The 21,118-nt window shown below is 72.0% G+C and carries 23 protein-coding genes; 11 read left to right on the top strand and 12 right to left on the bottom strand.

Annotated elements, in window-relative coordinates:
- Window positions 1–88: 88 nt before the first annotated feature.
- The 5 genes from PSU4_RS08325 to PSU4_RS08305 are packed head-to-tail and all read right to left on the bottom strand — an operon-like array spanning window position 89 to window position 4,948.
- Window positions 89–850, bottom strand: coding sequence for an enoyl-CoA hydratase/isomerase family protein (locus tag PSU4_RS08325; RefSeq protein WP_147104472.1), 762 nt, complete (start codon window positions 848–850; stop codon window positions 89–91).
- Window positions 847–1,905 carry an acyl-CoA dehydrogenase family protein gene (locus PSU4_RS08320; protein WP_186816810.1) on the bottom strand — a complete coding sequence of 353 codons (1,059 nt, stop codon included), beginning with the start codon at window positions 1,903–1,905 and terminating at the stop codon, window positions 847–849. The genes PSU4_RS08325 and PSU4_RS08320 overlap by 4 nt, the downstream gene beginning before the upstream one ends.
- Complete coding sequence (locus PSU4_RS08315; RefSeq protein WP_147104466.1) at window positions 1,902–3,020, bottom strand: acyl-CoA dehydrogenase family protein; 1,119 nt, start codon at window positions 3,018–3,020, stop codon at window positions 1,902–1,904. Before PSU4_RS08315 ends, PSU4_RS08320 begins: the two co-directional genes overlap by 4 nt.
- The gene (locus PSU4_RS08310; RefSeq protein ID WP_147104463.1) at window positions 3,017–4,213 is read right to left on the bottom strand and encodes a CaiB/BaiF CoA transferase family protein; all 1,197 of its coding nucleotides are present in this window, start codon (window positions 4,211–4,213) and stop codon (window positions 3,017–3,019) included. The genes PSU4_RS08315 and PSU4_RS08310 overlap by 4 nt, the downstream gene beginning before the upstream one ends.
- A 60-nt stretch (window positions 4,214–4,273) precedes the next feature.
- Entirely contained in the window at window positions 4,274–4,948 is a 675-nt protein-coding gene (locus PSU4_RS08305) for a GntR family transcriptional regulator (RefSeq protein ID WP_147104460.1), read from the bottom strand.
- Between the two features lie 147 nt (window positions 4,949–5,095).
- Between PSU4_RS08305 and PSU4_RS08300 the strand changes: the two genes are divergently transcribed.
- From PSU4_RS08300 to PSU4_RS08260, 9 genes are all read left to right on the top strand, one after another.
- A complete protein-coding gene (locus PSU4_RS08300; RefSeq protein ID WP_147104457.1) occupies window positions 5,096–5,947 on the top strand; it encodes a branched-chain amino acid ABC transporter permease in 852 nt (283 codons plus the stop codon).
- Window positions 5,944–6,993 carry a branched-chain amino acid ABC transporter permease gene (locus PSU4_RS08295; RefSeq protein ID WP_147104454.1) on the top strand — a complete coding sequence of 350 codons (1,050 nt, stop codon included), beginning with the start codon at window positions 5,944–5,946 and terminating at the stop codon, window positions 6,991–6,993. The genes PSU4_RS08300 and PSU4_RS08295 overlap by 4 nt, the downstream gene beginning before the upstream one ends.
- Complete coding sequence (locus tag PSU4_RS08290; RefSeq protein WP_147104546.1) at window positions 6,986–7,684, top strand: ABC transporter ATP-binding protein; 699 nt, start codon at window positions 6,986–6,988, stop codon at window positions 7,682–7,684. Before PSU4_RS08295 ends, PSU4_RS08290 begins: the two co-directional genes overlap by 8 nt.
- The gene (locus tag PSU4_RS08285; RefSeq protein WP_147104451.1) at window positions 7,681–8,379 is read left to right on the top strand and encodes an ABC transporter ATP-binding protein; all 699 of its coding nucleotides are present in this window, start codon (window positions 7,681–7,683) and stop codon (window positions 8,377–8,379) included. The genes PSU4_RS08290 and PSU4_RS08285 overlap by 4 nt, the downstream gene beginning before the upstream one ends.
- Window positions 8,380–8,406: 27 nt before the next feature.
- Window positions 8,407–9,636 (top strand): ABC transporter substrate-binding protein, encoded by a 1,230-nt coding sequence (locus PSU4_RS08280; RefSeq protein WP_147104448.1) that lies wholly within the window; start codon window positions 8,407–8,409, stop codon window positions 9,634–9,636.
- Between the two features lie 46 nt (window positions 9,637–9,682).
- Window positions 9,683–11,365, top strand: a complete 1,683-nt coding sequence (locus PSU4_RS08275; RefSeq protein ID WP_147104445.1) for a flavin-containing monooxygenase — start codon at window positions 9,683–9,685, stop codon at window positions 11,363–11,365.
- The gene (locus PSU4_RS08270; RefSeq protein WP_147104443.1) at window positions 11,365–12,240 is read left to right on the top strand and encodes an alpha/beta hydrolase; all 876 of its coding nucleotides are present in this window, start codon (window positions 11,365–11,367) and stop codon (window positions 12,238–12,240) included. The genes PSU4_RS08275 and PSU4_RS08270 overlap by 1 nt, the downstream gene beginning before the upstream one ends.
- Window positions 12,241–12,289: 49 nt before the next feature.
- Window positions 12,290–13,123 (top strand): mycofactocin-coupled SDR family oxidoreductase, encoded by an 834-nt coding sequence (locus tag PSU4_RS08265; protein ID WP_147104441.1) that lies wholly within the window; start codon window positions 12,290–12,292, stop codon window positions 13,121–13,123.
- Window positions 13,124–13,295: 172 nt separating this feature from the next.
- The gene (locus tag PSU4_RS08260) at window positions 13,296–13,913 is read left to right on the top strand and encodes an HdeD family acid-resistance protein (protein WP_222596201.1); all 618 of its coding nucleotides are present in this window, start codon (window positions 13,296–13,298) and stop codon (window positions 13,911–13,913) included.
- Here PSU4_RS08260 and infA read toward each other — a convergent pair.
- The 6 genes from infA to PSU4_RS08230 all read right to left on the bottom strand — a co-directional run bounded on the left by infA (window position 13,861) and on the right by PSU4_RS08230 (window position 18,714).
- Window positions 13,861–14,085: a translation initiation factor IF-1 gene (infA, locus tag PSU4_RS08255; protein ID WP_147104438.1), complete on the bottom strand. Its 225-nt coding sequence runs from the start codon at window positions 14,083–14,085 to the stop codon at window positions 13,861–13,863. The genes PSU4_RS08260 and infA overlap by 53 nt on opposite strands.
- Window positions 14,082–14,885 carry a GNAT family N-acetyltransferase gene (locus PSU4_RS08250; RefSeq protein ID WP_147104435.1) on the bottom strand — a complete coding sequence of 268 codons (804 nt, stop codon included), beginning with the start codon at window positions 14,883–14,885 and terminating at the stop codon, window positions 14,082–14,084. Before PSU4_RS08250 ends, infA begins: the two co-directional genes overlap by 4 nt.
- A 191-nt stretch (window positions 14,886–15,076) precedes the next feature.
- The gene (locus PSU4_RS08245) at window positions 15,077–16,087 is read right to left on the bottom strand and encodes an alcohol dehydrogenase catalytic domain-containing protein (RefSeq protein WP_186816809.1); all 1,011 of its coding nucleotides are present in this window, start codon (window positions 16,085–16,087) and stop codon (window positions 15,077–15,079) included.
- A 5-nt stretch (window positions 16,088–16,092) separates the two neighbouring features.
- Window positions 16,093–17,043 (bottom strand): cyclase family protein, encoded by a 951-nt coding sequence (locus tag PSU4_RS08240; protein WP_186816808.1) that lies wholly within the window; start codon window positions 17,041–17,043, stop codon window positions 16,093–16,095.
- Window positions 17,040–17,501 carry a Zn-ribbon domain-containing OB-fold protein gene (locus tag PSU4_RS08235; RefSeq protein WP_147104426.1) on the bottom strand — a complete coding sequence of 154 codons (462 nt, stop codon included), beginning with the start codon at window positions 17,499–17,501 and terminating at the stop codon, window positions 17,040–17,042. Before PSU4_RS08235 ends, PSU4_RS08240 begins: the two co-directional genes overlap by 4 nt.
- 25 nt (window positions 17,502–17,526) lie before the next feature.
- The gene (locus PSU4_RS08230; protein WP_147104423.1) at window positions 17,527–18,714 is read right to left on the bottom strand and encodes a thiolase family protein; all 1,188 of its coding nucleotides are present in this window, start codon (window positions 18,712–18,714) and stop codon (window positions 17,527–17,529) included.
- A 170-nt stretch (window positions 18,715–18,884) separates the two neighbouring features.
- Here PSU4_RS08230 and PSU4_RS08225 point away from each other — a divergent pair, with 170 nt between their 5' ends.
- Together PSU4_RS08225 and PSU4_RS08220 are read left to right on the top strand one after the other, a co-directional pair.
- The gene (locus PSU4_RS08225; RefSeq protein WP_147104420.1) at window positions 18,885–19,337 is read left to right on the top strand and encodes a Zn-ribbon domain-containing OB-fold protein; all 453 of its coding nucleotides are present in this window, start codon (window positions 18,885–18,887) and stop codon (window positions 19,335–19,337) included.
- The gene (locus tag PSU4_RS08220) at window positions 19,334–20,518 is read left to right on the top strand and encodes a thiolase C-terminal domain-containing protein (RefSeq protein WP_147104417.1); all 1,185 of its coding nucleotides are present in this window, start codon (window positions 19,334–19,336) and stop codon (window positions 20,516–20,518) included. The genes PSU4_RS08225 and PSU4_RS08220 overlap by 4 nt, the downstream gene beginning before the upstream one ends.
- 1 nt (window position 20,519) lies before the next feature.
- Here the strand turns inward: PSU4_RS08220 and PSU4_RS08215 are convergent, their stop codons facing one another.
- Window positions 20,520–21,050, bottom strand: a complete 531-nt coding sequence (locus PSU4_RS08215) for a signal peptidase II (RefSeq protein WP_147104415.1) — start codon at window positions 21,048–21,050, stop codon at window positions 20,520–20,522.
- Window positions 21,051–21,118: the final 68 nt, after the last annotated feature.

Below are 21,118 nucleotides of genomic sequence, written 5' to 3'. Positions count from 1 at the left end.
GAGCTCGACGGCAGACTGATTCGATCATGCTCGGGACCAGTCCTGTGTCGAACTCGGCGGAGCGGCAGCGCTCGACCTCGGCGGAGGGTCAGCGCCCGACGAACACCGGCGTCTCGCGGGCGAGGTTGGCGGCGATCCCGATGGCACAGTCCTCGGTGGCCCACAACCGTGCCTGCTCGGTGAGCTCGCGCTCGGTGGCGCGGGCGACGTCGTCGGCCAGGGTGCCGCGCAGCGTCTCCTTCATGGACCGGACGGTGAGCGGTGCCGACGACGCGATCTCCCGCGCGAAGTCCACGGCGGCGGGGAGCGGGTCGCTGCCGTCGGCGAGGCGGTCGGCCAGGCCGAGGCGGACGGCGTCGGCGCCGTCGACCTTGCGAGCGGTGTAGAGCAGCTCGGCGGCGAGCTGCGCCCCGACGAGCCGGGGCAGGGTGACGCTGAGTCCGAAGCCCTGGTGGAAACCCAGCGCGGCGAAGTTGGCGTGGAAGCGGGCGCCGGGGACGGTGACGCGGAAGTCGGCGGACAGGGCGAGCCCGAGCCCGCCGCCGACGGCGGCACCCTGCACGGCGGCGACGACGGGCATCGGCACCCGGAACAGCCGGACGGCCTCGGTGTAGAGGCGCCGGGAGCTGTCGACGCGGTCGGCCGCGGGCCCACCGGTACCGAAGTTCGCGCCGGCGCAGAAGTGCCGTCCCTCGGAGGCGAGGACGGCGGCGCGGCAGCCGGTGGCGGCGAGCTCGTCGAGGGCGTTGGCGAGGTCGTGGATGAGGTCGTAGTCGAAGAAGTTGGCGGGCGGGCGGTGGATGGTGACGACGGCGATGTCGCCGGTGCGGTCGGTGCTGACGTCGGTCATGCGGCGGGCGCTCCGTCGATGTCGAGAAGGGCAGGTGCGGGGTCCGTGATCAGGTGGGCGAGCGAGTCGGCGTGCGCGGCGGTCCGACCCAGAACCGCGGCCAGGGCGGCGCCGGAGCCGAGCTCGGCCCGCCAGGCCATGAGCCGGCGCGTGAACTGTTGTAGCCGGTATTCCTGGGTCATGCCGATCGCACCGTGGGCCTGGTGGGCGGCGGCGATCGCGATGGTCGCGTTCTCGGAGGCGACGAGCTTCGCTGCGGCGGCCTCGAAGGCCGCGTCGTGAACGGACAGGGCGAGCGCCGCACGTTCGACGACGTGCATCGACGTCGTCGCGGCCTGGGCGAGCAGGACGACGTGCTGGGCGACGGCCTGGAACCGGCCGATGGGGCGGCCGAACTGTTCGCGCTGCCCGACGTAGCCGTGGGTGAGCTCGAACGCGGCCTCGGTGGCGCCGGCGAGCTGCGCGGCCCGTCCGAGGGCCGCTCGCGCCAGCACAGACTGCCTGGGGACGTCCACCAGCGCGACATCGCCGCCGGAGAACGTGAGGTCGTCGCACGGCATCCCGGCGAGATCGGTGCGTTCCCGCACCTGGGCGCCGTCCACCTCGAGGACGACGACTCCGGAGGGCAGCAGGGCGACGACCTGCGACGCCGACCGCCCCCAGCCCAGGCGGTGCAGCGTCCCGTGTGCCCGCCCGTCGACAATCTCGAGCGAGTCGCGCGCCGTTCCCGCGGTGAAGGACCGCACCGTGCCGTCGAGAGAACGGCCCGCCACGCTGAGGACCCACCCGGCCAGCCACGACTCCAGCATCGGCAGCGGCACCGCGTGCCTGCCGGAGCCGACCAGGACGGCGACGGCGTCCAGCAACGAACCGCCCGCGCCGCCGAGGGACTCCGGGAGCCCGACGCGGGGCAGGCCGATCTCGTCGGCACCCGCCCACGTCGCGGCGGGGAAGCCGGTCCGCTCGGCCGCCTCGACGGCGGCGGCGTCGGACTCCGACCCGAAGAAGTCGTCGACGAGTGCGACGAGGTCGGCGTCGAAACCAGTGGTGCTCACTTTCCGGCCAGCCCCTTCATGATCACGGTGCGCAGGATCTCGTTGGTGCCGCCGCGAATGGTCCACGACGGCGCGGTGAGGACGGCGCGGGCGAGCAGCGCCTCGTAGGGGTCGTCGGAGTCGAGCTCCGGGGTGCGGCCGAGGTGACGCACGACGATCGCGAGGCACTCCTGCTCGAAGCGGGTGGCCATCTCCTTGACCAGGGCGGCCTCGACGCTGGGCGAGAGACCCTGGTCGACCATGCGCGCCACCGACAGTGACAGTCCCCGGAACGCCCACAGCTTCGCGGTGATCGTCCCGAGGTCGTGCTCGGCGGCCGGTCCGGCGTGGTGGGCCCAGTGCACGAGGTAGGCCATGAGTGACATCCAGCGGTCGACGCCGCCGCGCTCCAGCGCGAGCTCGCCGGTGTTCTGCGACCAGCCGGCGCCGACCTCGCCGAGGCGGCGGTCGTCGGGGAGACGGACGTCGTCGAACTGCAGCTCGCAGAAATGGCGTGTGCCGTCGATGAACGGGATGGGGGAGACGGTCAGCCCGGGCGTGTCGCGGTCGACGATGAACTGGGTGAGGCCCCTGTGCCGGTCGTCGGAGGTCCGTACCAGGGTGAGGATGTGGGTGGAGTCGGCGGCGCCGGAGGTCCAGATCTTGCGCCCGTTGATGCGCCAGCCGTCGCCGTCGGGAACCGCTCGAGTGCGGACGGCAGCCAGGTCCGACCCGGCCTCGGGCTCGCTCATGCCGATGGCGAAGGACAGCTCGCCGCGCGCGATGCCGGGCAGGAACTCCTTCTTCTGTTGCTCGGTGCCGTTGGCGGCGATGTTGGGACCGGACTGGCGGTCGGCGATCCAGTGGTGGCCGAGGGGAGCGCCGCGGGCCAGCAGCTCCTCGACGACGACGAGCCGTTCGACTGCGGTCCGTCCGCCGCCGCCGTACTCGGTGGGCAGGGCCATTCCCAGCCAGCCGCGGGCGCCGAGGTCGCGGGAGAACTCCGGGTCGCGCTCGCCGGTCATGCCCAGGCCGAGCGGGTAGCTGCCCGGTGGTAGGCGTTCGTCGAGGTAGCGGCGGACGTCGGCCTGCAGGGCGAGCTCGTCGTCGGTCAGCGTCGTGGGGGCGAGTCTCATGCGGACTCCTCGTCGAGGATGTCGTCGGCGGGCAGCAGATCGGCGGGCAGCAGGTCCGCGAGCAGCTCGGCGGTGTGTTCGCCGATGAGCGGGGCAGCGCGGCGCACCCCTCCGGGCGTCGCGCTGAAGTTGGCCATCTGGGGGATCACGCGGTAGGTCCCGGTGACGGGGTGCTCGGCCACGGGCAGGTCGTCGACCATGTCCTGCAAGGTGACGACGCGCGTCGCCGGGATGCCGGCCTCCCGGCAGAACTCGAGCCACTCGTCGGTGGTGCGGGTGAGGCAGACGGCGCGGACGTCGCGGTAGAGCGAGTCGGCGTTGGCGATCGTGGCGCGCTGGTCGACGTAACGCGGATCGGAGTCGGCGCTGGGGACACCAGCTGATGCGAACAGGTGCGCGTAGTGGGCGGGCCGGTAGGGGAACAGGTGGACCATGCCGTCGGCGGTGCGGTGCGGTCGTCGTTCCGGGGTGAGGATGCGGGGGTAGCCGGCAGTGTTCTGCGGTGGTTCCGCGATGGCGCCGCTGCCGTGTTCGGCGAGCATGAAACCGGTCATGGCCTGGGTCATCGGGACCTCGATGTGCTGGCCGATGCCGGTGCGTTCACGGTGCAGAAGCGCCGCGGCGATGGCCTGGGCCATGACGAGCCCGCACACCTTGTCGGCGAAGATCGTCGGGAACAGCCCAGCGGTGCCCGTGACGCGTTCGAGAACGTCGGAGACGCCGGTGGCGGCCTGGATGATGTCGTCGTAGGCGGGTTCGTGGGCGCGGTCGCTCGCGAGCGGAAAGCCCTGGCCCTGGCAGTAGACGACGTCGGGCCGGATCGCACGGACGGCCTCGTAGTCGAGCCCGAGCCGGGTGAGGACCTGCGGGCGCATCGTCGCGACGACGACGTCGCAGGTGGCGATGAGGGCCCGGACCGCGGCGGCGCCTTGGGCCGACTTGAGATCGATGTCGATGGATCGCTTGTTGCGCAACAGGTTCAGTGCAATCCCGGAGAACTCGGGGTGCGGGCCGGGTCCCATCACGCGGTTGGTGTCCCCGCCGTTGGCCTCGACGAGGATCACGTCGGCGCCCTGGTCGGCGAGCACCTGTGTCGCGAGCGGGCCCATCACCACGCGAGTGAGGTCGAGGACCCGGATTCCGTCCAGCGGACCCGGCGACGGCGGTGGTGGGGAGGACCTCGAGGACAGCATGCGTTAATGCATACAATGTCGGATGCGATGGTGTCTACACGCCTGGACGAGGTTTCCTCGTCAGTGTGTTCGGGCGCCCCCGCCGTTCGCGCGGTGTCGGCTGACCCGGCCGGCGACAAGATCCAGTGTCGATCCCCGGTGCTCGTCGCACGCCGCGATGACGGCGGCGCCGTCCCGCGCGCGGATGGCCTCGATGATGCGGTCGTGCTCGGCGAGCACCCTGGCCTGCGAGCCGACGCCGTTCCACGACAGCGAGCGGTAGAACGTCGAGAGCCGCCACAGCCGGGCGATCTCCTCGCGGACCCGCAGCATCGGCGAGTACTCGAAGAGTCGGAAGTGGAAGCGCTCGTTGGCGTGGTCGAACTCCTCGCGCTGGTCGTCGATCGACGTGGCCGCGAGCGCGGCATTGAGCTGTTCGAACTCGGCGACGTCGACGTCCGCGAGGTCGACCGACCGGACCAGCTCGGTCTCGAGGAGCCTGCGCATCAGGTAGATCTCGTCGAGATCGTCGCTGCTGAAGCGTGCGACCTCGTAGCCCATGTTGGGCCGGTGGACGATCACGCCCTCGGACTCGAGGGTCGACAGCGCTTCGCGCACCGGGATGCGGCTCATGTCGAGACGGGCGGCGAGATCCTCCTGGCGGATCTTCTCGCCGGGCAAGAGCTCGCCCGTCAGGATCATGGTGCGGACCGCGCCGGCGCACCGGAGTGCGCTGCTGAGCCGGGTCGTGGTCATCGGTCTCCTCGAGCGTCCGGAGGGCCGGTCGAGGCTATCGCGACCGGTCTGACACGGAGAGTACGCGATTTTGCATACGCTCTTGCATGTCACTCCGTATTCGTGCTTGCATCCCCCCATGAGGCAGATCACTGCTCGGGGTCGCGCATGATCGTGCAGCTGCTCAACGGGCTCGCGTTCGGCGTCCTGTTGCTGGTGCTGTCGACGGGGCTCGCACTCATCTTCGGGCTCCGGGGCATCGTCAACTTCGCGCACGGCGCCGTCTACATGCTCGCCGCCTACGTCGGCTTCACCATCTCCGAACGCATGACGTACTGGGTCGCGATCGTCGTGACACCGATCGTGTTCGCGCTGATCGGCGTGCTCGCCGACCGGTTCGGCTTCCGTTACCTGACCAAACGCGGCGAGCTCGACATGGTCCTTCTGACCTTCGGGCTCACCTTCGTGCTCACCGACGTCGTGCAGAGCGTGTGGGGGCTGGGCGCCAAGACCGTCGACGCCCCCGCGGGGCTGCAGGGCTCGACCGCCATCGGCGGCGTCGACTACCCGACCTACCGGCTGTTCGTCATCGCCATCGGACTCGTCGTCGGCATCGCGCTGATGATGTGGCTGCGCCGCTCGACGATCGGGCTGCACGTCCGCGCGTCGAGCACCGCCCGCGACGTCGCCGCCGTCGTCGGCATCGACGTCGACCGGGTCAGTGCCGTCGTCGTGGGCCTCGGCGCCGGGATGGCAGGGCTCGCGGGCGTACTCGCCGGCCCGTACCTGAGCCTGTCGCCGACGATGGGAGCGGAGATTCTCGTCCTCACCTTCATCGTCGTGGTCGTCGGCGGGCTCGGCAGCATCGGTGGGGCGATGGCCGCGGCGATCATCCTCGGCCTGCTGTCGACGTTGAGCTCGGCCTACAGCCCCGACATCGGCGCGTACGTCCCCTACCTGCTCATGGTCGTCGTGCTGCTGGTGCGCCCCCGCGGCCTCGCCGGAACGAGGAGCGCATGACCATCACCTCCGACCCCCGGACGGCGCCGGAGAAGCCGGCCGGAGACACCGTCCGCAGCGCCCTGCGCACCGGGCGGACGGCCCTGGGCGTGCGCGTCGGCACCTGGGCGGTCGTCGCCGCGGCCGGGCTCGCGCTGCCGTACATGGTGGCGCTCTACCCGCTGCAGGTCGCGACGCAGGGCGTCACCCAGGGCATCCTCGCGCTCAGCATCGGCTGGCTGCTGCGCCAGACCGGGCTGCTGAGCTTCGGGCACGCCGCTTTCTACGGCGTGACCGGCTACGTCGTCGGCAACCTGGCGATCCACACCGGATTGCCGCCGCTGCCCGCGCTGCTGCTCGGCATCCTCGGCGGCACTGTGCTCTCGCTGCTGTTCGCGCTGGTCATCGCCCGGAGCACCGGGATCGCGTTCGCGATGCTGTCCCTCGCGCTCGGCATGATGCTGTGGGTCGCCGCTTACCGCTCACGGGCGCTGACCGACGGCCTCGACGGCATGGTCGTCGAGTTGCACGGCGACTTCCTGGGCCGCGACGTCGCCGACTACGCCGGGCCCGTCCACGCGTGGCCGATCGTCTGGCTCGTCCTGATGGCGACGATCGGCGGCCTGTGGCTGGTCAGCCGCACCGTTTTCGGACGGCGCCTCACCGCGATCCGCGAGAACGAGGAGCGCGTGCGCTTCTCGGGTGTGTCGACCGTCCTGCCGCGCATCGCCGCCATCACGATCTCCGGCTTCTGCGCCAGCCTCGCGGGCGCGGTCGCGGTGCTGCAGAAGGCGTTCGTCTCACCCGACGACCTCTTCTTCTCCGCGTCCGGGCTCGCGCTGATCGTCGCCGTCATCGGCGGCATCGGCAGCGTCTGGGGGCCGCCGCTGGGCGCGATCGCCTTCGCGATCCTGCAGGCGCTGCTCGCCAAGAGCGGCCACTACCAGGCCGTCCTCGGCCTGAGCCTGATGGCGTTCGTGCTGCTCGCGCCCGGTGGCGGTGCACAGGTCGTCGACCGCATCCGCACCGCCGTGACCCGTCGCCGCGGGAGGAGCACCGATGCTTGAGCTCAGCGCCGTCCGCTTCTCCTACGGAGCCCTGCGCGTCGTCAACGACGTCGATCTCTCCGTGGCGAAGGGCAGCATCCACGGCCTCATCGGCCCCAACGGTGCCGGCAAGACCACCTGCATCGACCTGGTCTCCGGGCGGCGCCGCCCCCAGGGCGGGGTCATCACCTACGACGGCACCGACGTCACGAAGAAGTCCGTCACGTGGCGACGCCGCGCCGGCATCTCCCGGTCGTTCCAGCGGATCAGCGTGTTCCCGCAGCTCACCGTGGCCGACCAGATCGACCTGGCCGCCCGCGCGGTGAACGAGCCCGACGTCGACGAGATCGTCGCGACGATGGGGCTCGGCGGCACGCTGCGCAGCCGCTGCTCCGACATCTCCTACGGCGAGCAGCGTCGCGTCGACATCGCGCTCGCACTGCTCGGCGGGCCGCCGCTGGTGCTGCTCGACGAGCCCGCCGCCGGCCTGTCCCACGACGAGAGCATCCAGCTCGCCGACCACCTCGCCGAGATCGTCGCCGCGCGCCACACCACCGTCCTGCTCGTCGAGCACCACCTCGAGGTCGTCTTCCGCATCTGCGAGCGGCTCACAGTGCTGGAGCAGGGCGCGGTGATCGCCGACGGTGTGCCCGACGAGGTCCGCCGCGACCCGCGTGTCGTCGAGGCCTACCTGGGGAAGGACGCGGCATGACGGCGGTGCTCCGGTTCGACGCGGTCCGCGCCTACTACGACGACGCGCTCATCGTCGACGGCCTGTCCTTCGAGGTCGAGGAGGGCGGCTGCCTCGCGCTCGTCGGCGCCAACGGCGTCGGCAAGACGACGAGTCTCAATGCGATGTTCGGGATCGCCCAGCTCAAGTCCGGGACGATCGAGATCGACGGGAAGGCGTTGCGCCACAAGCAGGCCCACGAGGCTGCCCGGCTCGGCGCCGCACTCGTCCCGCAGGGCCGCTGGATCATCAGCAGCCTCACGATCGAGGAGAACCTGATCCTCGGCCGAGCGTCGGGACGGACGGGGGAGTGGACCCTGGAGAAGGTCTACGAGCTGTTCCCCATGCTCCACGAGCGTCGTACCTCCCCCGGGGACGCGCTCTCGGGCGGTCAGCAGCAGATGCTCGCCATCGGCCGCGCGCTCATGGCCAACCCGCGGATCCTGCTGCTCGACGAGCCGAGCGAGGGGCTCGCGCCCGTGGTCATCGACCAACTCGGCGACATGCTCGCCGCTCTGCGCGCGCAGGGCACCTCGATGCTGCTCATCGAGCAGCGGCTCGACCTGGTCCACCGGCTCGCCGACCACTACGCGGTCATGGCCAAGGGAGCCGTCACCTCGCAGGGACGGCTCGCCGACACCACCCCCACCGATCTCAGGTCGCTCGTCGCGATCTGAGTACACACCACACCCAGGAGCTTCTCGATGAGGAGAACAGCGCTACGGCTGTGCGGCGTCCTCTGCGCCGGCGTCGTCGCCGTCACGGCATCCGCCTGCGCCGGATCGGCCGCGGGCGGCGGTGGGGACGCCGCCGAGGGCGACCCGATCAAGATCGCGCTCGTGTTCGACGCCTCGGGCCCCAACGCCGCGCTGGGCGCGTCCCAGAAGGCCGGCGTCGAGTTCGCGGTCGCGGAGGCCAACGAGAAGGGCGGTATCGCGGGCCGCAAGATCGAGGTCTACTCCGCCGACGCCCAGAGCACCCCCGACGGCGCCGTCGCCGCGGCGCAGCAGCTCGTCCAGCGCGACGGGGCCAAGTTCATCATCGGCATGGTCACCTCGCCGGCGACGCTCGCCATCTCGCAGCGCCTCGAGTCGTGGGACGCCCTCGCGATCGCCGACCAGGCCCAGCTCAACGACCTGACCGGCAAGAACTGCAACGCGCGGCTGTTCCGCACCACGCAGAGTGACACGATGTCGTTCAACAGCATCGGCCGCTGGCTCAAGGACAACCCGCTGGCCACCTGGGACACCATGAGCCAGGACTACTCGTGGGGCCGCAACTCGGCCGCCGCGATGCAGGAGGGCGTCCAGGCCCAGGGCGGCCGCGTCGACAAGGCGCTGTTCGCCCCGATCGGCACCAGCGACTTCGCCGCCAACCTCAGCCAGCTCGCCGGCGGCGACGGACTGTTCGTCTCCTCCAACGGATCCGACGCCGTCAACTTCTTCAAGCAGGGCCTCGACTTCGGCACGTTCGCCAACTACAAGACGGTCGTCGGCAACACCGCGTTCTCGTCGGCGACCCTCGATGCCGTGACCGACCCTCGGCTCGCCGGCATGTGGAACCAGAACACCTGGGCCCCGGGCGTCGACAACCCCGGGGCGAAGGCCTTCGTCGAGGCCTACACGACCAAGACCGGCAAGGCCCCGACCGACGTCGCGGGCTTGGCCTACCTCGGCATGCAGACGCTGTTCGCCGGCATCGAGAAGGCGCAGAGCATCGACCCCAAGACCGTCGCGAAGGGCCTGGAGGGCCTGGAGTTCGACTCGATCAAGGGCAAGGTCACGATGCGCGCGGCCGACCACCAGCTCGAGGCTCCCGTCTACATGGGACAGGTCGAGCAGGTCGACGGCCAGAACCGGCTCGTCGAGAAGTTCACCTACCCGGCGTCGGAGACCCTGCCGCCGCCGGACGGCAGCTGCCAGCTCGCGTCCTGAGCCACACCGGAAGTCCGCCATCGTCGTCGCAGGAAGGTTCCCCCTGATGTCCCCGTCAGACCCCGTCACCCGCCCGGAGCCTGAGGCCGACCAGCACTACGACGCCGTCGTCGTCGGTGCCGGTTTCGGTGGGCTGCGTATGCTCCACGAGCTGCGCGGCCTCGGGCTCCGCACGCTCGTCGTCGACGAGGCGGACGACGTGGGCGGCACGTGGCACTGGAACCGCTATCCGGGCTGCCGGACCGACTCCGAATCCTGGTACTACTGCTACTCCTTCTCCCCCGAGCTGGAGAAGGAGTGGCAGTGGTCGGAGCGTTTCCCGGCCCAGGGCGAGGTCGCGGAGTACCTGCGCTTCGTCGCCGACCGGCTCGACCTACGCCGCGACATCCGGTTCGGGACGCGCGTCGAGGCCGCGGAGTTCGACGACGACGCCAACCTGTGGCGACTGCGCACCGATGTCGGTGACGTCGTCTCCGCGACCTACTACGTTGCCGCGCAGGGCATCCTGTCGGCGCCATACCTGCCGAACTTCCCCGGCATCGACACCTTCGACGGCGAGGTGTTGTTCACCCCGCGCTGGCCGCACGACCGCGGCCTCGACTTCGCGGGCAAGCGTGTCGCGATCGTCGGCACCGGGGCCACCGGCGTGCAGCTCGTGCCGGTGGTCTCCCGAACCGCCGAGGCGGTGACGGTGTTCCAGCGCACCGCCACCTACGTCGTCCCGTCGCGCAACCACGTGCTGGAGGACGTCCAGCGCATCGAGCTCGACCGCGACCGCGACGCCATGTGGAAGCGCACGGAGCTGCACCCGATGGCGCTGCCGTACCCGCCCAGCGCAGGACGGCTCGGCGTCGACCTCGACGACGAGGAGCGCCGCCGCGCCCTCGAGGCCGGCTGGGAGCGCGGCACCTTCCGGTTCATGTTCGAGATGTTCGACGACATGATGACCGACCCGGAGATCAACAAGGTCGTAGCCGACTTCGTACGGGACAAGATCCGCAGCATCGTCACCGACCCGGAGACAGCCGAGCTGCTCTGCCCCGACGACCACGGCGTCGGCAGCAAGCGCCCGCCGCTGGGCCAGCACTACTACGAGGCCTTCAACCGCGACAACGTCGAGCTCGTCTCGGTGAAGAAGACCCCGATCTCGGAGATCACCCCGCGCGGCATCAGGGTCGGCGACGACGAGTACGAGTTCGACGTCATCATCTTCGCGACCGGCTTCGACGCCGTGACCGGCGGATTCACGCGTGTCGACGTGCGTGGCCGGTCGGGTGCGTCGCTGGCCGAGCGCTGGGCCGACGGCCCGGAGACGCTCCTCGCGATGGCTGTCGACGACTTCCCGAACTTCTTCATGATCCTCGGGCCGCAGGGTCCCTACGCGATCCTGACCGTCGTCATCGAGCACACGGCGCAGTGGATCGGCCAGGCCATTGCCGCCGCGCGCGACGCGGGGACCGACCGCATCGAGGCTCGTCCCGACGCCGTGTCCTCGTGGAACCAGGAGGTGCTCGACGCCGTCGCGCCCACGATGGCGGTGCGCGGCAGTGAGTCCTGGCTTTTCGGGGCCAACATCCCGGGCAAGGCGCGCGTCGTGCAGCAGTACTTCGGCGGCTTCCACAAGTGGCTGGCGAAGATCCGCGACGAGAGTGCGGCGGGCTTCCCACACTTCTCCCGTTCCACGTCTGCCGACGACACCGCCGCCGGGGACGAACGGCGCGCGAGCTGATGACCGTCGTCGACGGGTACGGCCTCGCCCACGTCCTCGCGCTGTGGGCCGACCGGACCCTGCCGCCGGACCCCGTGATCGGCGACAAGCGCGCCGCCTACGACCGGTTGCTCGACCGGCTCCCCGTCCCCGCCGACGCGACCTACGACTCCACGGAGGTCGCCGGTGTGCCCGTCATCCGGGTGACGGCGGGGCCGATCGCGCGGACCGTCGTGCACCTGCACGGCGGCGGGTTCGTCATGGGCCGGCCGCAGGGCTACCGGGGGTTCGCCGCCGCGCTGGCCGCAGCCGCGCGCGCGGAGGTGCTGCTCGTCGATTACGGGCTCGCCCCCGAACGGCCGTTCCCGGCGGGGCTGCACGACGCCGCCGCGGTCGTCCGGGAGTCCGGCGCGGACGTCGTGAGCGGGGACTCCGCCGGCGGCGGGCTCGCCCTGGCGACCCTGCAGTATCTGCGCGACGCGGGGGAGCCGCTGCCCGCGGCGATCGTCGCGATCTCGCCGTGGGTCGACCTCACCCTCACCGCGGCGTCGCTCGACGAGTTCACCGACGACCCTGTTGTCACCAAGGACTCGTTGCGCAACAACGTCTCCCACTACCTCGGGGACACGGACCCGCTCGCGACGCCGCACGCCTCGCCGTTGCAGGGCGACCTCGCCGGGCTGCCGCCTGCGATCGTGCTCGCCGGTGCGCGCGAACGGCTGCGCGACGACGCGGTCGCCCTCGCCGCGCGGCTCACCGGTGCGGGCGTTGCGGCCGACCTGCACGTCGTCGCCCACGTGCCGCACGTGTGGCCGGTCTTCTGCCAGGTCCACGACGAGGGCCGTGACGCCGTCGCGTCGATCGCCGCGTTCCTCGACCGGGTGGCCCCGACGTGACGACCCGCCGCGCCCTCCGCGCGCAACACAGCTTCTGGAAAGGATGAGCATGACGGGCAGGATGATCGGCAAGGTCGCACTCGTGACGGGCGCGGCACGCGGACAGGGACGCGCGCACTGCGTCCGCCTCGCGGAGGAGGGGGCCGACGTCATCGCCCTCGACGTCTGCGAGGCCGTCCGGGGCGTGCCCTACCCGGGCGCCACACCCGAGGACCTGGCGGAGACCGTGCGACTGGTCGAGGCCACCGGGCGGCGCATCCACGCCGTGCAGGTGGACGTCCGCGACCGCCCGGCACTCGGCGCCGCCGTCGACGCCGGGGTCGCCGAGTTCGGCCGCCTCGACGCCGTCGTCGTCAACCACGGCATCGTGATCATGAAGCCATGGGACCAGGTGACGCCGGAGGTCTTCGACGACACCATCTCCGTCAACCTCACCGGCGTCTGGAACAGCGTCATGGCGGCCGCGCCGCACGTCGTCTCCAGCGGCGGCGGGGGCTCGATCGTGCTGGTCAGCTCCGCCGCCGGACTGAAGGCGCTGCCGTTCCTCGTGCCCTACGTGGCCAGCAAGTTCGCGGTCACCGGCATGGCGAAGGCCTTCGCCGCCGAGCTGGGCAAGCACGACATCCGAGTCAACAGCATCCACCCGACCAGCGTCGACACCGCGATGAGCATGCACTCCTCGGCGACGACGGAGGCCCGCGAGGCCATGGACGCGGCGCTCGCCGGCAACCCACACCTGGGCGGCATGTACGGCAACGCACTGGGCGTGGAGGTCACGAAGGTCGAGGACATCGCCGACGCGGTGCTGTTCCTGGTCTCCGACGAGTCCAGGATGGTCACCGCCGTCGCGCTGCCCGTGGACGCGGGGACCACCGCATACTGAGGCTCGGCACCGGGCCCGGCGCGTGACGGAGTGATCACTGTTGCGCTCATCGGCCTCGTGATCGCCGCCGTCGGCTGAGGACCGTCGCCCATCACGACCGGTGGCCGACTGGCCGTTCCATCGGGGCGCCGCGGCGGGCATGCTCGGTGATCAGCTGAGCAGGAGGTCAGGCATGGGTGAGGCGACGACGCGGCGGTCGGTCTGGGAGATCGTGTTGGCGGTGCTGCTGATCCTCGGCGGCGCGTTCCTGCTGTCCAACGCGGTGATGGCGACGTTGCTGTCGATCCTGCTGATCGGCTGGACGATCCTGGTCGGCGGTGTGCTGCTGGTCGTCCGGGCGATCATGAGGCGCGAGTCGGCGAGTGTGTTCTGGTCGGCGTTGCTGGGCGGGGCGATCCTGGCGGTGCTCGGCCTCGTGGTGCTGCGCAACCCCGTCGTCGGGGCGGCGACGTTGACACTGCTCGCGGGCGCGATGTTCCTCGTCGTCGGCGGGGTGCGGATCGTGCTGGCGATCCAGGTTCCCGGCCACCGCATTCTGCTGGGGATCTCGGGGCTCGTGTCCCTGGTGATGGGGCTGATCGTGTTGCTGAACTTCACCGCGGCGACGCTCACGCTGCTCGGGATCCTGCTGGGCATCCAGATGCTGAGCGAGGGGATCGTGCTGCTGCTGGCGGGCCCGTTGGCGCCGCGGGGTACCGGCGGCCGGGCGGCCGCCGGTACGCCGGTCGGGCCGGGTGCTACGTCCGGTACCGGAACAGGATCCGGCCCCGGTTCAGGTCGTAGGGGCTGAGCTCGACGAGGACCCGGTCGAGCAGCACGATCTTGATGTAGTTCTTCCGGATCTTCCCGCTGATGTGGGCGAGCACGGTGTGCCCGTTGGACAGCTCGACCCGGAACAGGGCGTTGGGCAGGCAGTCGACGACGGTGCCCTCGACCTCGATCGCTCCGGCGGCCTTGGTCATACGCCCCGCTCCAGGAGTGCGCCGCGCTCCAGGAACAGGGTGCCGCCGACACGTTGCGCGCCGATGCCCTCGAACAGTGCCGCCGCGGCGGTGTTGTGCTCGTCCACCTCGGCGGTGGCAGTGGGGATTCCGTTGCGGTGCAACATGCTCAGGACCTCGGCGAGCAGTGCGCGGGCGATGCCGCGGCGGCGCAGCCCGGTGCGGACCGCGACCAGCCCGATCCGCGCGTGGTGGCGCCGCGACGTCACGCGGACCAGGCCCACGTACCGGTCGGCGACGACGGCGACGGCGTAGCGGGCGGGGTCGGCCAGCGCCCTCGGCGGCACCTCGACGGGCATGGTGTCCCAGCCGGCGTCGGCGTCGACCTCGGCGCGGACGGCGTCGTACAGCGCGCCCAGCGACGATGCGTCGGCCGATCCGAGACCGAGGATGGTCACGTCGACAGGTGCGCGGCCGGCGACGGACCGGTCGGTGCCGACGACGTACTCCCGTTCCCGGCGTCGCGGGGTGAAGCCGGCGCGTCGCCAGCGGTCGGTGAGGTCGTGGTCGCCCTCGTCGACCATCGTGTGCAGCGGTCCCGCCAGGTCGGCCGGGACGGTTGTCGCGAGGAGGTCGAACACGGCGCCGTGCCAGGTGTCGATGCTCAGGAAGGTGCGGCCGTCGGGCCGGCGGGACGCGTCGGCCCGGCCGACGACGTGGCCGTCCTCGACGGCCTGCCACTGCAGGTCGCCGACCCGGCCGACCGTGGCGTGCGTGCCGGCGGTCGGGGGTGCGCCCGCGCTGAAGTGCGGTGAGTCCATGGGGATCGCCTTCTCGGAGTGCCTGTGGGGGTGGCGCTCCTGGCGACCATCGTCAGTCGCCCGATCGGGACGGAGACGGGAGCACCCACGTGTGTGCAGGGAACATGGGTGTCACCTCCGGGGGCCGGGTCGCGATCGCGGGCACCGTACCAACTCGGGTACCGGTGTCCGCCACCGAATTTCGAGGCAGCTCACGGTACGAGCACGGCCCGGCCGACGACGCGACGCTCGTCGACGGCCCGGTGGGCGCGGGCGGCGTCGGTGAGCGGGAAGGTGTCGTGGACGGGCCGGACGCGGCCGTCGGCGACGAGGTCCATGGCGCGGGCGAAGGTCGCGGCGCGGGTGGAGCTGGAGCCGGTGATCACGGCTTCCTTCCCGAACACGAACGCTGGGTGGAGACTGATCCGCGTCCGTTGCAGCTGCCCGGTGAACACGTACCGTCCGCGCGGGGCGAGCGCCCGGAAGCAGCCGCCGAACAGGTCGGGGTGGCCGACGTTGTCGAGCACCACCTGCGGGCCGCGGCCGTCGGTGAGGTCGGTGAGCCGGGCGGCGAGGTCGCCGTCGGTGGTGACGACGACGTCGTCGGCACCGTGGGCGGCGAGCAGCGGCGCCTTCGCGGGTGAGGACGTCACGGCGACGACGCGGGCGCCGAGCGCGGCGGCGACCTGCATCGCGTGCAGCCCCAGCCCGCCCCCGGCCCCGGTGACGACGACGGTCTCGCCTGCCCTGACCCCCGCGACGTCGTCGAGGGCCTGCAGGCAGGTGCCGATCGCGCAGGCGGTGATCGCGGCGTCGGCGGAGGTGACGCCGTCGGGGACCGCGAGCAGCGTGTCCTGGTCGAGGGCGACGTACTCGGCGCCGCCGCCGTAGACGAAGGCCTTGTCGGGGCAGGAGAACTCGTCGCCCGCGGCGCAGGCGGGGCAGCGGGTGCACGTCGCGAACTGTTTGCACGCCACCCGGTCGCCGACGGCGAACCCGGCGACGTCGGCCCCGACCTCGACGACCTCGCCGGCGATCTCGTGCCCCAGGACGGCGGGCAGGGGGACGCGGGTGAGGCCGGCGCGGTCGGCGGAGTCGTGCCCGCACACCCCGCACGCGTGGACTCGCACGACGACCTGCAACGGCGTCGGCACCGGGTCGGGCAGGTCGCCGTGGCGCAGCACCTCCGGGCCGCCCGGCACGGCGAAGGACACGGCCTTCACCGCGGTCAGACGATCGCGTAGGCGTTGGCGGGGCTCCCGACGCCGCGCGGGACGGGCAGCGCGCCGGAGGTCAGCAGGAACTCGTAGCGCCCCGTCTCCGCGCAGTACGCCGACAGCTCCGGCAGGTGGAACAGCTCGCCGACGACCATGCCCAGCAACGGGATGAGCCGTCGGTGCTGGAAACCTTTGGCCCGGTCCACCGGGAGCACCTCGACGGCCAGGTTGTCGGCCGCGACGCCGGTGATGCCGTTGTCCCACAGCCATTCCGCGGTGTCGCGGGCGCCGTCGAGGCCGGGCATCGACATCCCGTCGTTCATCGAGCCGCGCTGCTGGAGGCGGCGTTCGCGCGTCTGCGCGCGGTACCACTCGAGCCAGCCGGTGCGCAGCACGAGGAAGTCGCCGGGGTGGAACTCGACGCCGTCGGCGCGGGCGACCTCGTCGAGCAGGGCGCCGGTGATGGCGAACGACTCGTCCCCGGCCAGCGGTGCGCCCTGCCGTTCCCGGTGGCGGGCGACGTCGACGAGGACGCCGCGGCCGATCGGGCCGCGCCGGGAGAACCGGTCGATGCCCAGGTCGTCGGAGGAGTCGAGCTGCTCCTCGCTGCGCCCGCCCCAGTAGCCGTGGTCGCGGAACTTGATGTGGCGCAAGCCGTCCCACTGCGTGGAGTACTGCAGGTAGAGGTTGTCGAGCTTGTCGTCGCGCCCGACGTTCAGGGTCTCGACGGTCTGCCGGTACGGCTCGCGGGTGGCGAACAGACCGGGGTCGGGCTCGTCGAGACGCAGCGACAGCGGGATGATCCGGCCCTCCCGCACCAGCCGGGTCGCGGCCAGCACCTGCTCGGGGCCGATGCGGTTGAGGGAGCCGAGCTCGTCGTCGCGCCCCCAGACGTCCCAGGCGTGCCGCTCGTCGGTGCCCTCGACGAACGGCAGGTCGGCGAAGCGGGGGATGTCGGTCACGAGCCCTCCCGGGGTTCGACGCGGGATCCGTTGCGCAGCACGAAGCACAGCACCCCGAACCCGTCCTCGGTCGCCAGGTAGGCGGCCTCGACGGGGGTGCCGTGCGGGGGCGGGGCGTCGGGGTCGCAGAGGACGCGCCCGGGCAGCCGGAGGCCGTCGGACATGTCGACCTGGGCGCTGACCAGTGGGACCTCGCCGGCCCACAGCGGGTCGCCGGTGGCGCGGCGGACGGTGACTGCGGCGGAGACGGTGCCGGTCGTCGCGACGTCGGTCCAGTCGTGGCCGAACCCGCCGCAGCGCCAGCAGACGGGCCCGAGCGGGAAGCGGACCGTGCCGCAGGTGGTGCAGCGCTGCAGCTGCAGCCGGCCCTCGCCGAGCCCGCGCCAGAAGGGCTCGGTCTCCGGGTGGACGACGGGAGCAGGCCCCCGGTGCTCGCCGACCCGACGCAACCGCGACATCAGGACCTCGTCCCGTCGGGAAGCGTCATCGGGTGAGGATCAGGGAGTCGCCCCACGGCGTCGTCCACTGCAGCACCTCCGCCCCCTCGATCTGCCGCGGCCCGCACTCGCCACGCAGCTGGCGCATCATCTCGACGAGATGGTTGTAGCCGCCGAAGTGCCCCTCCGACAGCAGCCCGCCGTTGGTGTTGACCGGCAGCGCCGCATCGACGCCCAGCCCGCGGGACGCGATCCACCCCGGCGCCTCGCCCTCACCGCAGAACCCGAAGCGCTCCAACGTCATCCACACGTTGCTGGAGAACGAGTCGTAGACGTAGAGGCCGTCGACGTCGTCGCGGCCCACCCCGGCCATGTCGTAGACACGATGGTGTTCGGGGCGCAGCGGGGTCTCGTCGGCGAACCCGACGCCGAGCCCGGGCCGGGAGAACAGCACGTAGCCGTCTCGGTTGGACCGGATGCTCTGCGCGCCCGCGACCCGGACGGGACGGGTGCGCAGGTCGGCGGCCCGGTCGGCCGCGGCGAGGACCAGGCAGGTCGCGCCGTCGTTGGCCAGCGAGTAGTCGCAGCGCCGGAACGGGCCGGAGATGACGGGTTCGCGCAGGTAGGACTCCTGCGTCAGCGGCTTGTCGCGCAGGATCGCCATCGGGTTGAGCTGCGCGTTCTCCCGGAAACCGATCCCGATCCGGGCGAGGTCTTGCGACGACGCGCCGTAGCGCTCCATGTAGCGCTGGGCGACGAGCGACGTCGCCGCGCCCGGGGTGTCGACGCCGTGCACCGACCACTCGCCGTGCCCACCACCGGTGTCGCGCAACCCCTCGACCGTCCCGTGCCCACCCAGCCCGCCGAGGTGGCGGGCGTAGCCGCGGCCGTTGGTGACCGTGTTGACGATGGCGACGACGTCGGCCAGCCCCGCCATGATCGCCAGCGACGCGTGCGCGACCAGCCCCGTCGACCACCGCCCGTGCGCCCACGCCTGGTCGACGTAGCGGCAGTCCAGCCCCATGACGGCGGTGAACTCCTCGTAGTCGACGCCGGTGGGGGAGCCGTGGGCGGTGGCGACGCCGTCGACGTCGGCGCGGCCGAGCCCGCAGTCGGCCAGCGCCGCCGTGAACGCCTCGGCCTGCAGCCGCATCGGGCTGCGCCCCAGGTCGAACCCGAACTCCTCGCTGGTGCCGACCCCGACGACGCACACGTCGGTCCCGCGCAGCCTCATCCGCACAGCCTCATCCGTGCCCCTCCCGGTCCCGGCGCGGCGCCGAGTCTCGTCCTAACACAGCCGCGGCGCCGGTCCGGAGCGGTTTCGCGATCACGGAGCCGACGGGCGGTGTGCGAAACTGCGGGTACGGTCGTTGTGCCGCAGGGGATCCGCCGCGGGAGGTGCACATGTCCGACGGACCGGTCGCCGACGGCGCCTGGGCGCGTCCCGTCCCGGTCCCCGACGACGTCACCGCCCCGTTCTGGGCCGCGGCGCGTGAGGGCAGGCTCGTCGTGCAGCGCTGCGGGGACTGCGGGACGTTCCAGCATCCGCCGCGGGCACGGTGCACGTCGTGCGGCGGGGATCCGATGTTCACCGCGGTCAGCGGTGACGCGACGCTGGTCAGCTGGACGACGGCGCACGACCCGGTCGTCCCCGGCCGCCCGCGCGGGCTGCCCCCGGTGGTGATCGCCGTCGTCGAACTGGTGGAGCAGCCCGGACTCTGGCTGGTGTCGGATGTGGACGAGCGGGCCGAGCTGAGGATCGGCGACGACATGCGCGTCGCGTTCGACGCCACCGCCGGCGACCAGGTCCTGCCGCGCTTCCACCCGGCTGGAGACTCGGCGGAGGGCCCGTCGTGACCTGGGCGAACCGGTGCGCTGTCGCCGTGGTCGGCGTCGGGTTCTCCGCGGTCGAACGGCGCACGACGACACCGCTGGGCCGGTTCGCCGACGACGCCGCGGCCGCCGCGATCGCCGACGCCGGGCTCACCCCCGACGCCGTCGACGGCCTCGCCACCTACCCGACGCCGCCCTTCGAGGGCGCGGCGGCGCGCAGCGGTGAGGACATGGTCGACGTCGAGCACTTCCTGCAGGCGCCCTGGGCCCGAGGCGTGCGCTGGTACTCCCAGGCCGGTGAGGGCATGGTGACGACGTCGGTGCGCGACGCCGTCCACGCCCTCGCCGCGGGCGCCTGCACCACGGCGCTCGTGTGGCGCGCCATGTACGTCCCGCCCGGCACCTACGGCACCCACGCCGGTACCGCGCCCGGCGACGCCGCCTTCGCCGCCCCCTACTGTTGCGCGGGGGCGATCCCGTGGCACGCCCTGGCCTACCGCCGCTACCTGGAGCGCTCCGGCGGGCGGCGCGAGGCGATGGCGGCGCTCGTCGTTGAACAGCGGCGCAACGCGAACCGCAACCCGCACGCCGTCTTCGCCGACCGCGCCCTGACCGAGCAGGACTACGCCGCGGCGCGGATGGTCGCCGACCCGCTGTGCCTGTTCGACTGCGACGTGCCCGTCACCGCCGCGATCGCGCTCGTCCTGACGACGGCCGACCGCGCCCGCGACCTGCCCCGCCCACCCGTGTACGTCGCGGCCGCCGCGCAGCAGACCACCCGGCGCGAGCACCGCCTGCACTACACGATGGACGACCACGTCGACGCCGGGGAACCGCTGGTCCGCGCGCTGTGCGAGCAGGCCGGTCTGGGCGTGCGCGACGTCGGGTCGGCCCAGCTCTACGACGGGTTCGCGCCCTCGGTCCTGTACTGGCTGGAGGCCGCCGGCTTCTGCGGTCGCGGCGAGGCGCTCGACTTCGTGCAGGACGGGCGGGTGGCCGTCGACGGTGAGCTGCCGGTCAACACCGGCGGCGGCAGCCTCTCGCAGGGCCGGATGCACGGCATGGGCCATCTCGCCGAGGCCGTCGTGCAGCTGCGCGGCGACGCCGGGGAACGACAGGTGGCCGACCGGGGCGCGGCGCTCGTGCTGGTCGGGTCGCCGATGCTGCGCGGCGGCGGGGTGCTCCTCACCGCCGACAGCCTCTGAGTCAGCCCTCCGAACGCTCGGTGGACTCGACGGTGTCCGGGGCGGCATCGGCAGCTCGCGCTGCGCGCCCGGGGAACAGCACCGACAGCCCGATGCACACCACACCGAGGGTGATGTAGGTGTCGGGCAGGTTGAACGTCGCGAACCAGCCGGTGTGGAAGTAGTCGGCGACGGCACCGTCGACGGTGCGGTTGACCAGGTTCGTCGCCGCGCCGGCGACGACCGCGGCCAGCCCGATCAGGCCGAGCATCGTGACGTCGGCGGCCGCGACCCAGGCGTAGATCGCGATGGCCAGCGTGATCGCGCCCGTCACCGTCACGACGACCCACAGCGGCAGCGACGACCCGAAGCTGAACGAGACACCCGTGTTGTAGAACAACCGCAGCTGCAGCAGGCCGAGGTCGACGGTGCCGCCGTCGGACAGCGCCGCCTCCACGGCGATCTTCACGATCCAGGCGATCGCCGCGAGTCCGACGGCGACCGTCACCAGGATCGTGCGTCTGCGCGCGGCCGACCGCGCCTTCTTGGCCACGCCCCCATCATGCCCGCTCGCGCGTCACGTCCGTCCGGCGAGCACCCCGCGTGAACCCACCGCCGGCA

This window comes from Pseudonocardia sulfidoxydans NBRC 16205, from assembly GCF_007989085.1.
In the GTDB taxonomy this organism is placed as follows: domain Bacteria; phylum Actinomycetota; class Actinomycetes; order Mycobacteriales; family Pseudonocardiaceae; genus Pseudonocardia; species Pseudonocardia sulfidoxydans.
The sequence above is the reverse complement of the archived record's forward strand: the minus strand, read 5'-3'. Positions and strand labels throughout refer to the sequence as shown.

What these genes read in the sequence shown, in the direction of transcription:
- infA (WP_147104438.1), bottom strand. Translation starts at nt 14,085, where the DNA reads ATGACCAAGGCCGCCGGAGCGATCGAGGTCGAGGGCACCGTCGTCGAC.
- PSU4_RS08235 (WP_147104426.1), bottom strand. Translation starts at nt 17,501, where the DNA reads ATGTCGCGGTTGCGTCGGGTCGGCGAGCACCGGGGGCCTGCTCCCGTC.
- PSU4_RS08265 (WP_147104441.1), top strand. Translation starts at nt 12,290, where the DNA reads ATGACGGGCAGGATGATCGGCAAGGTCGCACTCGTGACGGGCGCGGCA.
- PSU4_RS08295 (WP_147104454.1), top strand. Translation starts at nt 5,944, where the DNA reads ATGACCATCACCTCCGACCCCCGGACGGCGCCGGAGAAGCCGGCCGGA.
- PSU4_RS08225 (WP_147104420.1), top strand. Translation starts at nt 18,885, where the DNA reads ATGTCCGACGGACCGGTCGCCGACGGCGCCTGGGCGCGTCCCGTCCCG.
- PSU4_RS08315 (WP_147104466.1), bottom strand. Translation starts at nt 3,020, where the DNA reads ATGAGACTCGCCCCCACGACGCTGACCGACGACGAGCTCGCCCTGCAG.
- PSU4_RS08230 (WP_147104423.1), bottom strand. Translation starts at nt 18,714, where the DNA reads ATGAGGCTGCGCGGGACCGACGTGTGCGTCGTCGGGGTCGGCACCAGC.
- PSU4_RS08290 (WP_147104546.1), top strand. Translation starts at nt 6,986, where the DNA reads ATGCTTGAGCTCAGCGCCGTCCGCTTCTCCTACGGAGCCCTGCGCGTC.
- PSU4_RS08305 (WP_147104460.1), bottom strand. Translation starts at nt 4,948, where the DNA reads ATGACCACGACCCGGCTCAGCAGCGCACTCCGGTGCGCCGGCGCGGTC.
- PSU4_RS08260 (WP_222596201.1), top strand. Translation starts at nt 13,296, where the DNA reads ATGGGTGAGGCGACGACGCGGCGGTCGGTCTGGGAGATCGTGTTGGCG.
- PSU4_RS08250 (WP_147104435.1), bottom strand. Translation starts at nt 14,885, where the DNA reads ATGGACTCACCGCACTTCAGCGCGGGCGCACCCCCGACCGCCGGCACG.
- PSU4_RS08280 (WP_147104448.1), top strand. Translation starts at nt 8,407, where the DNA reads ATGAGGAGAACAGCGCTACGGCTGTGCGGCGTCCTCTGCGCCGGCGTC.
- PSU4_RS08285 (WP_147104451.1), top strand. Translation starts at nt 7,681, where the DNA reads ATGACGGCGGTGCTCCGGTTCGACGCGGTCCGCGCCTACTACGACGAC.
- PSU4_RS08310 (WP_147104463.1), bottom strand. Translation starts at nt 4,213, where the DNA reads ATGCTGTCCTCGAGGTCCTCCCCACCACCGCCGTCGCCGGGTCCGCTG.
- PSU4_RS08325 (WP_147104472.1), bottom strand. Translation starts at nt 850, where the DNA reads ATGACCGACGTCAGCACCGACCGCACCGGCGACATCGCCGTCGTCACC.
- PSU4_RS08270 (WP_147104443.1), top strand. Translation starts at nt 11,365, where the DNA reads ATGACCGTCGTCGACGGGTACGGCCTCGCCCACGTCCTCGCGCTGTGG.
- PSU4_RS08275 (WP_147104445.1), top strand. Translation starts at nt 9,683, where the DNA reads ATGTCCCCGTCAGACCCCGTCACCCGCCCGGAGCCTGAGGCCGACCAG.
- PSU4_RS08300 (WP_147104457.1), top strand. Translation starts at nt 5,096, where the DNA reads ATGATCGTGCAGCTGCTCAACGGGCTCGCGTTCGGCGTCCTGTTGCTG.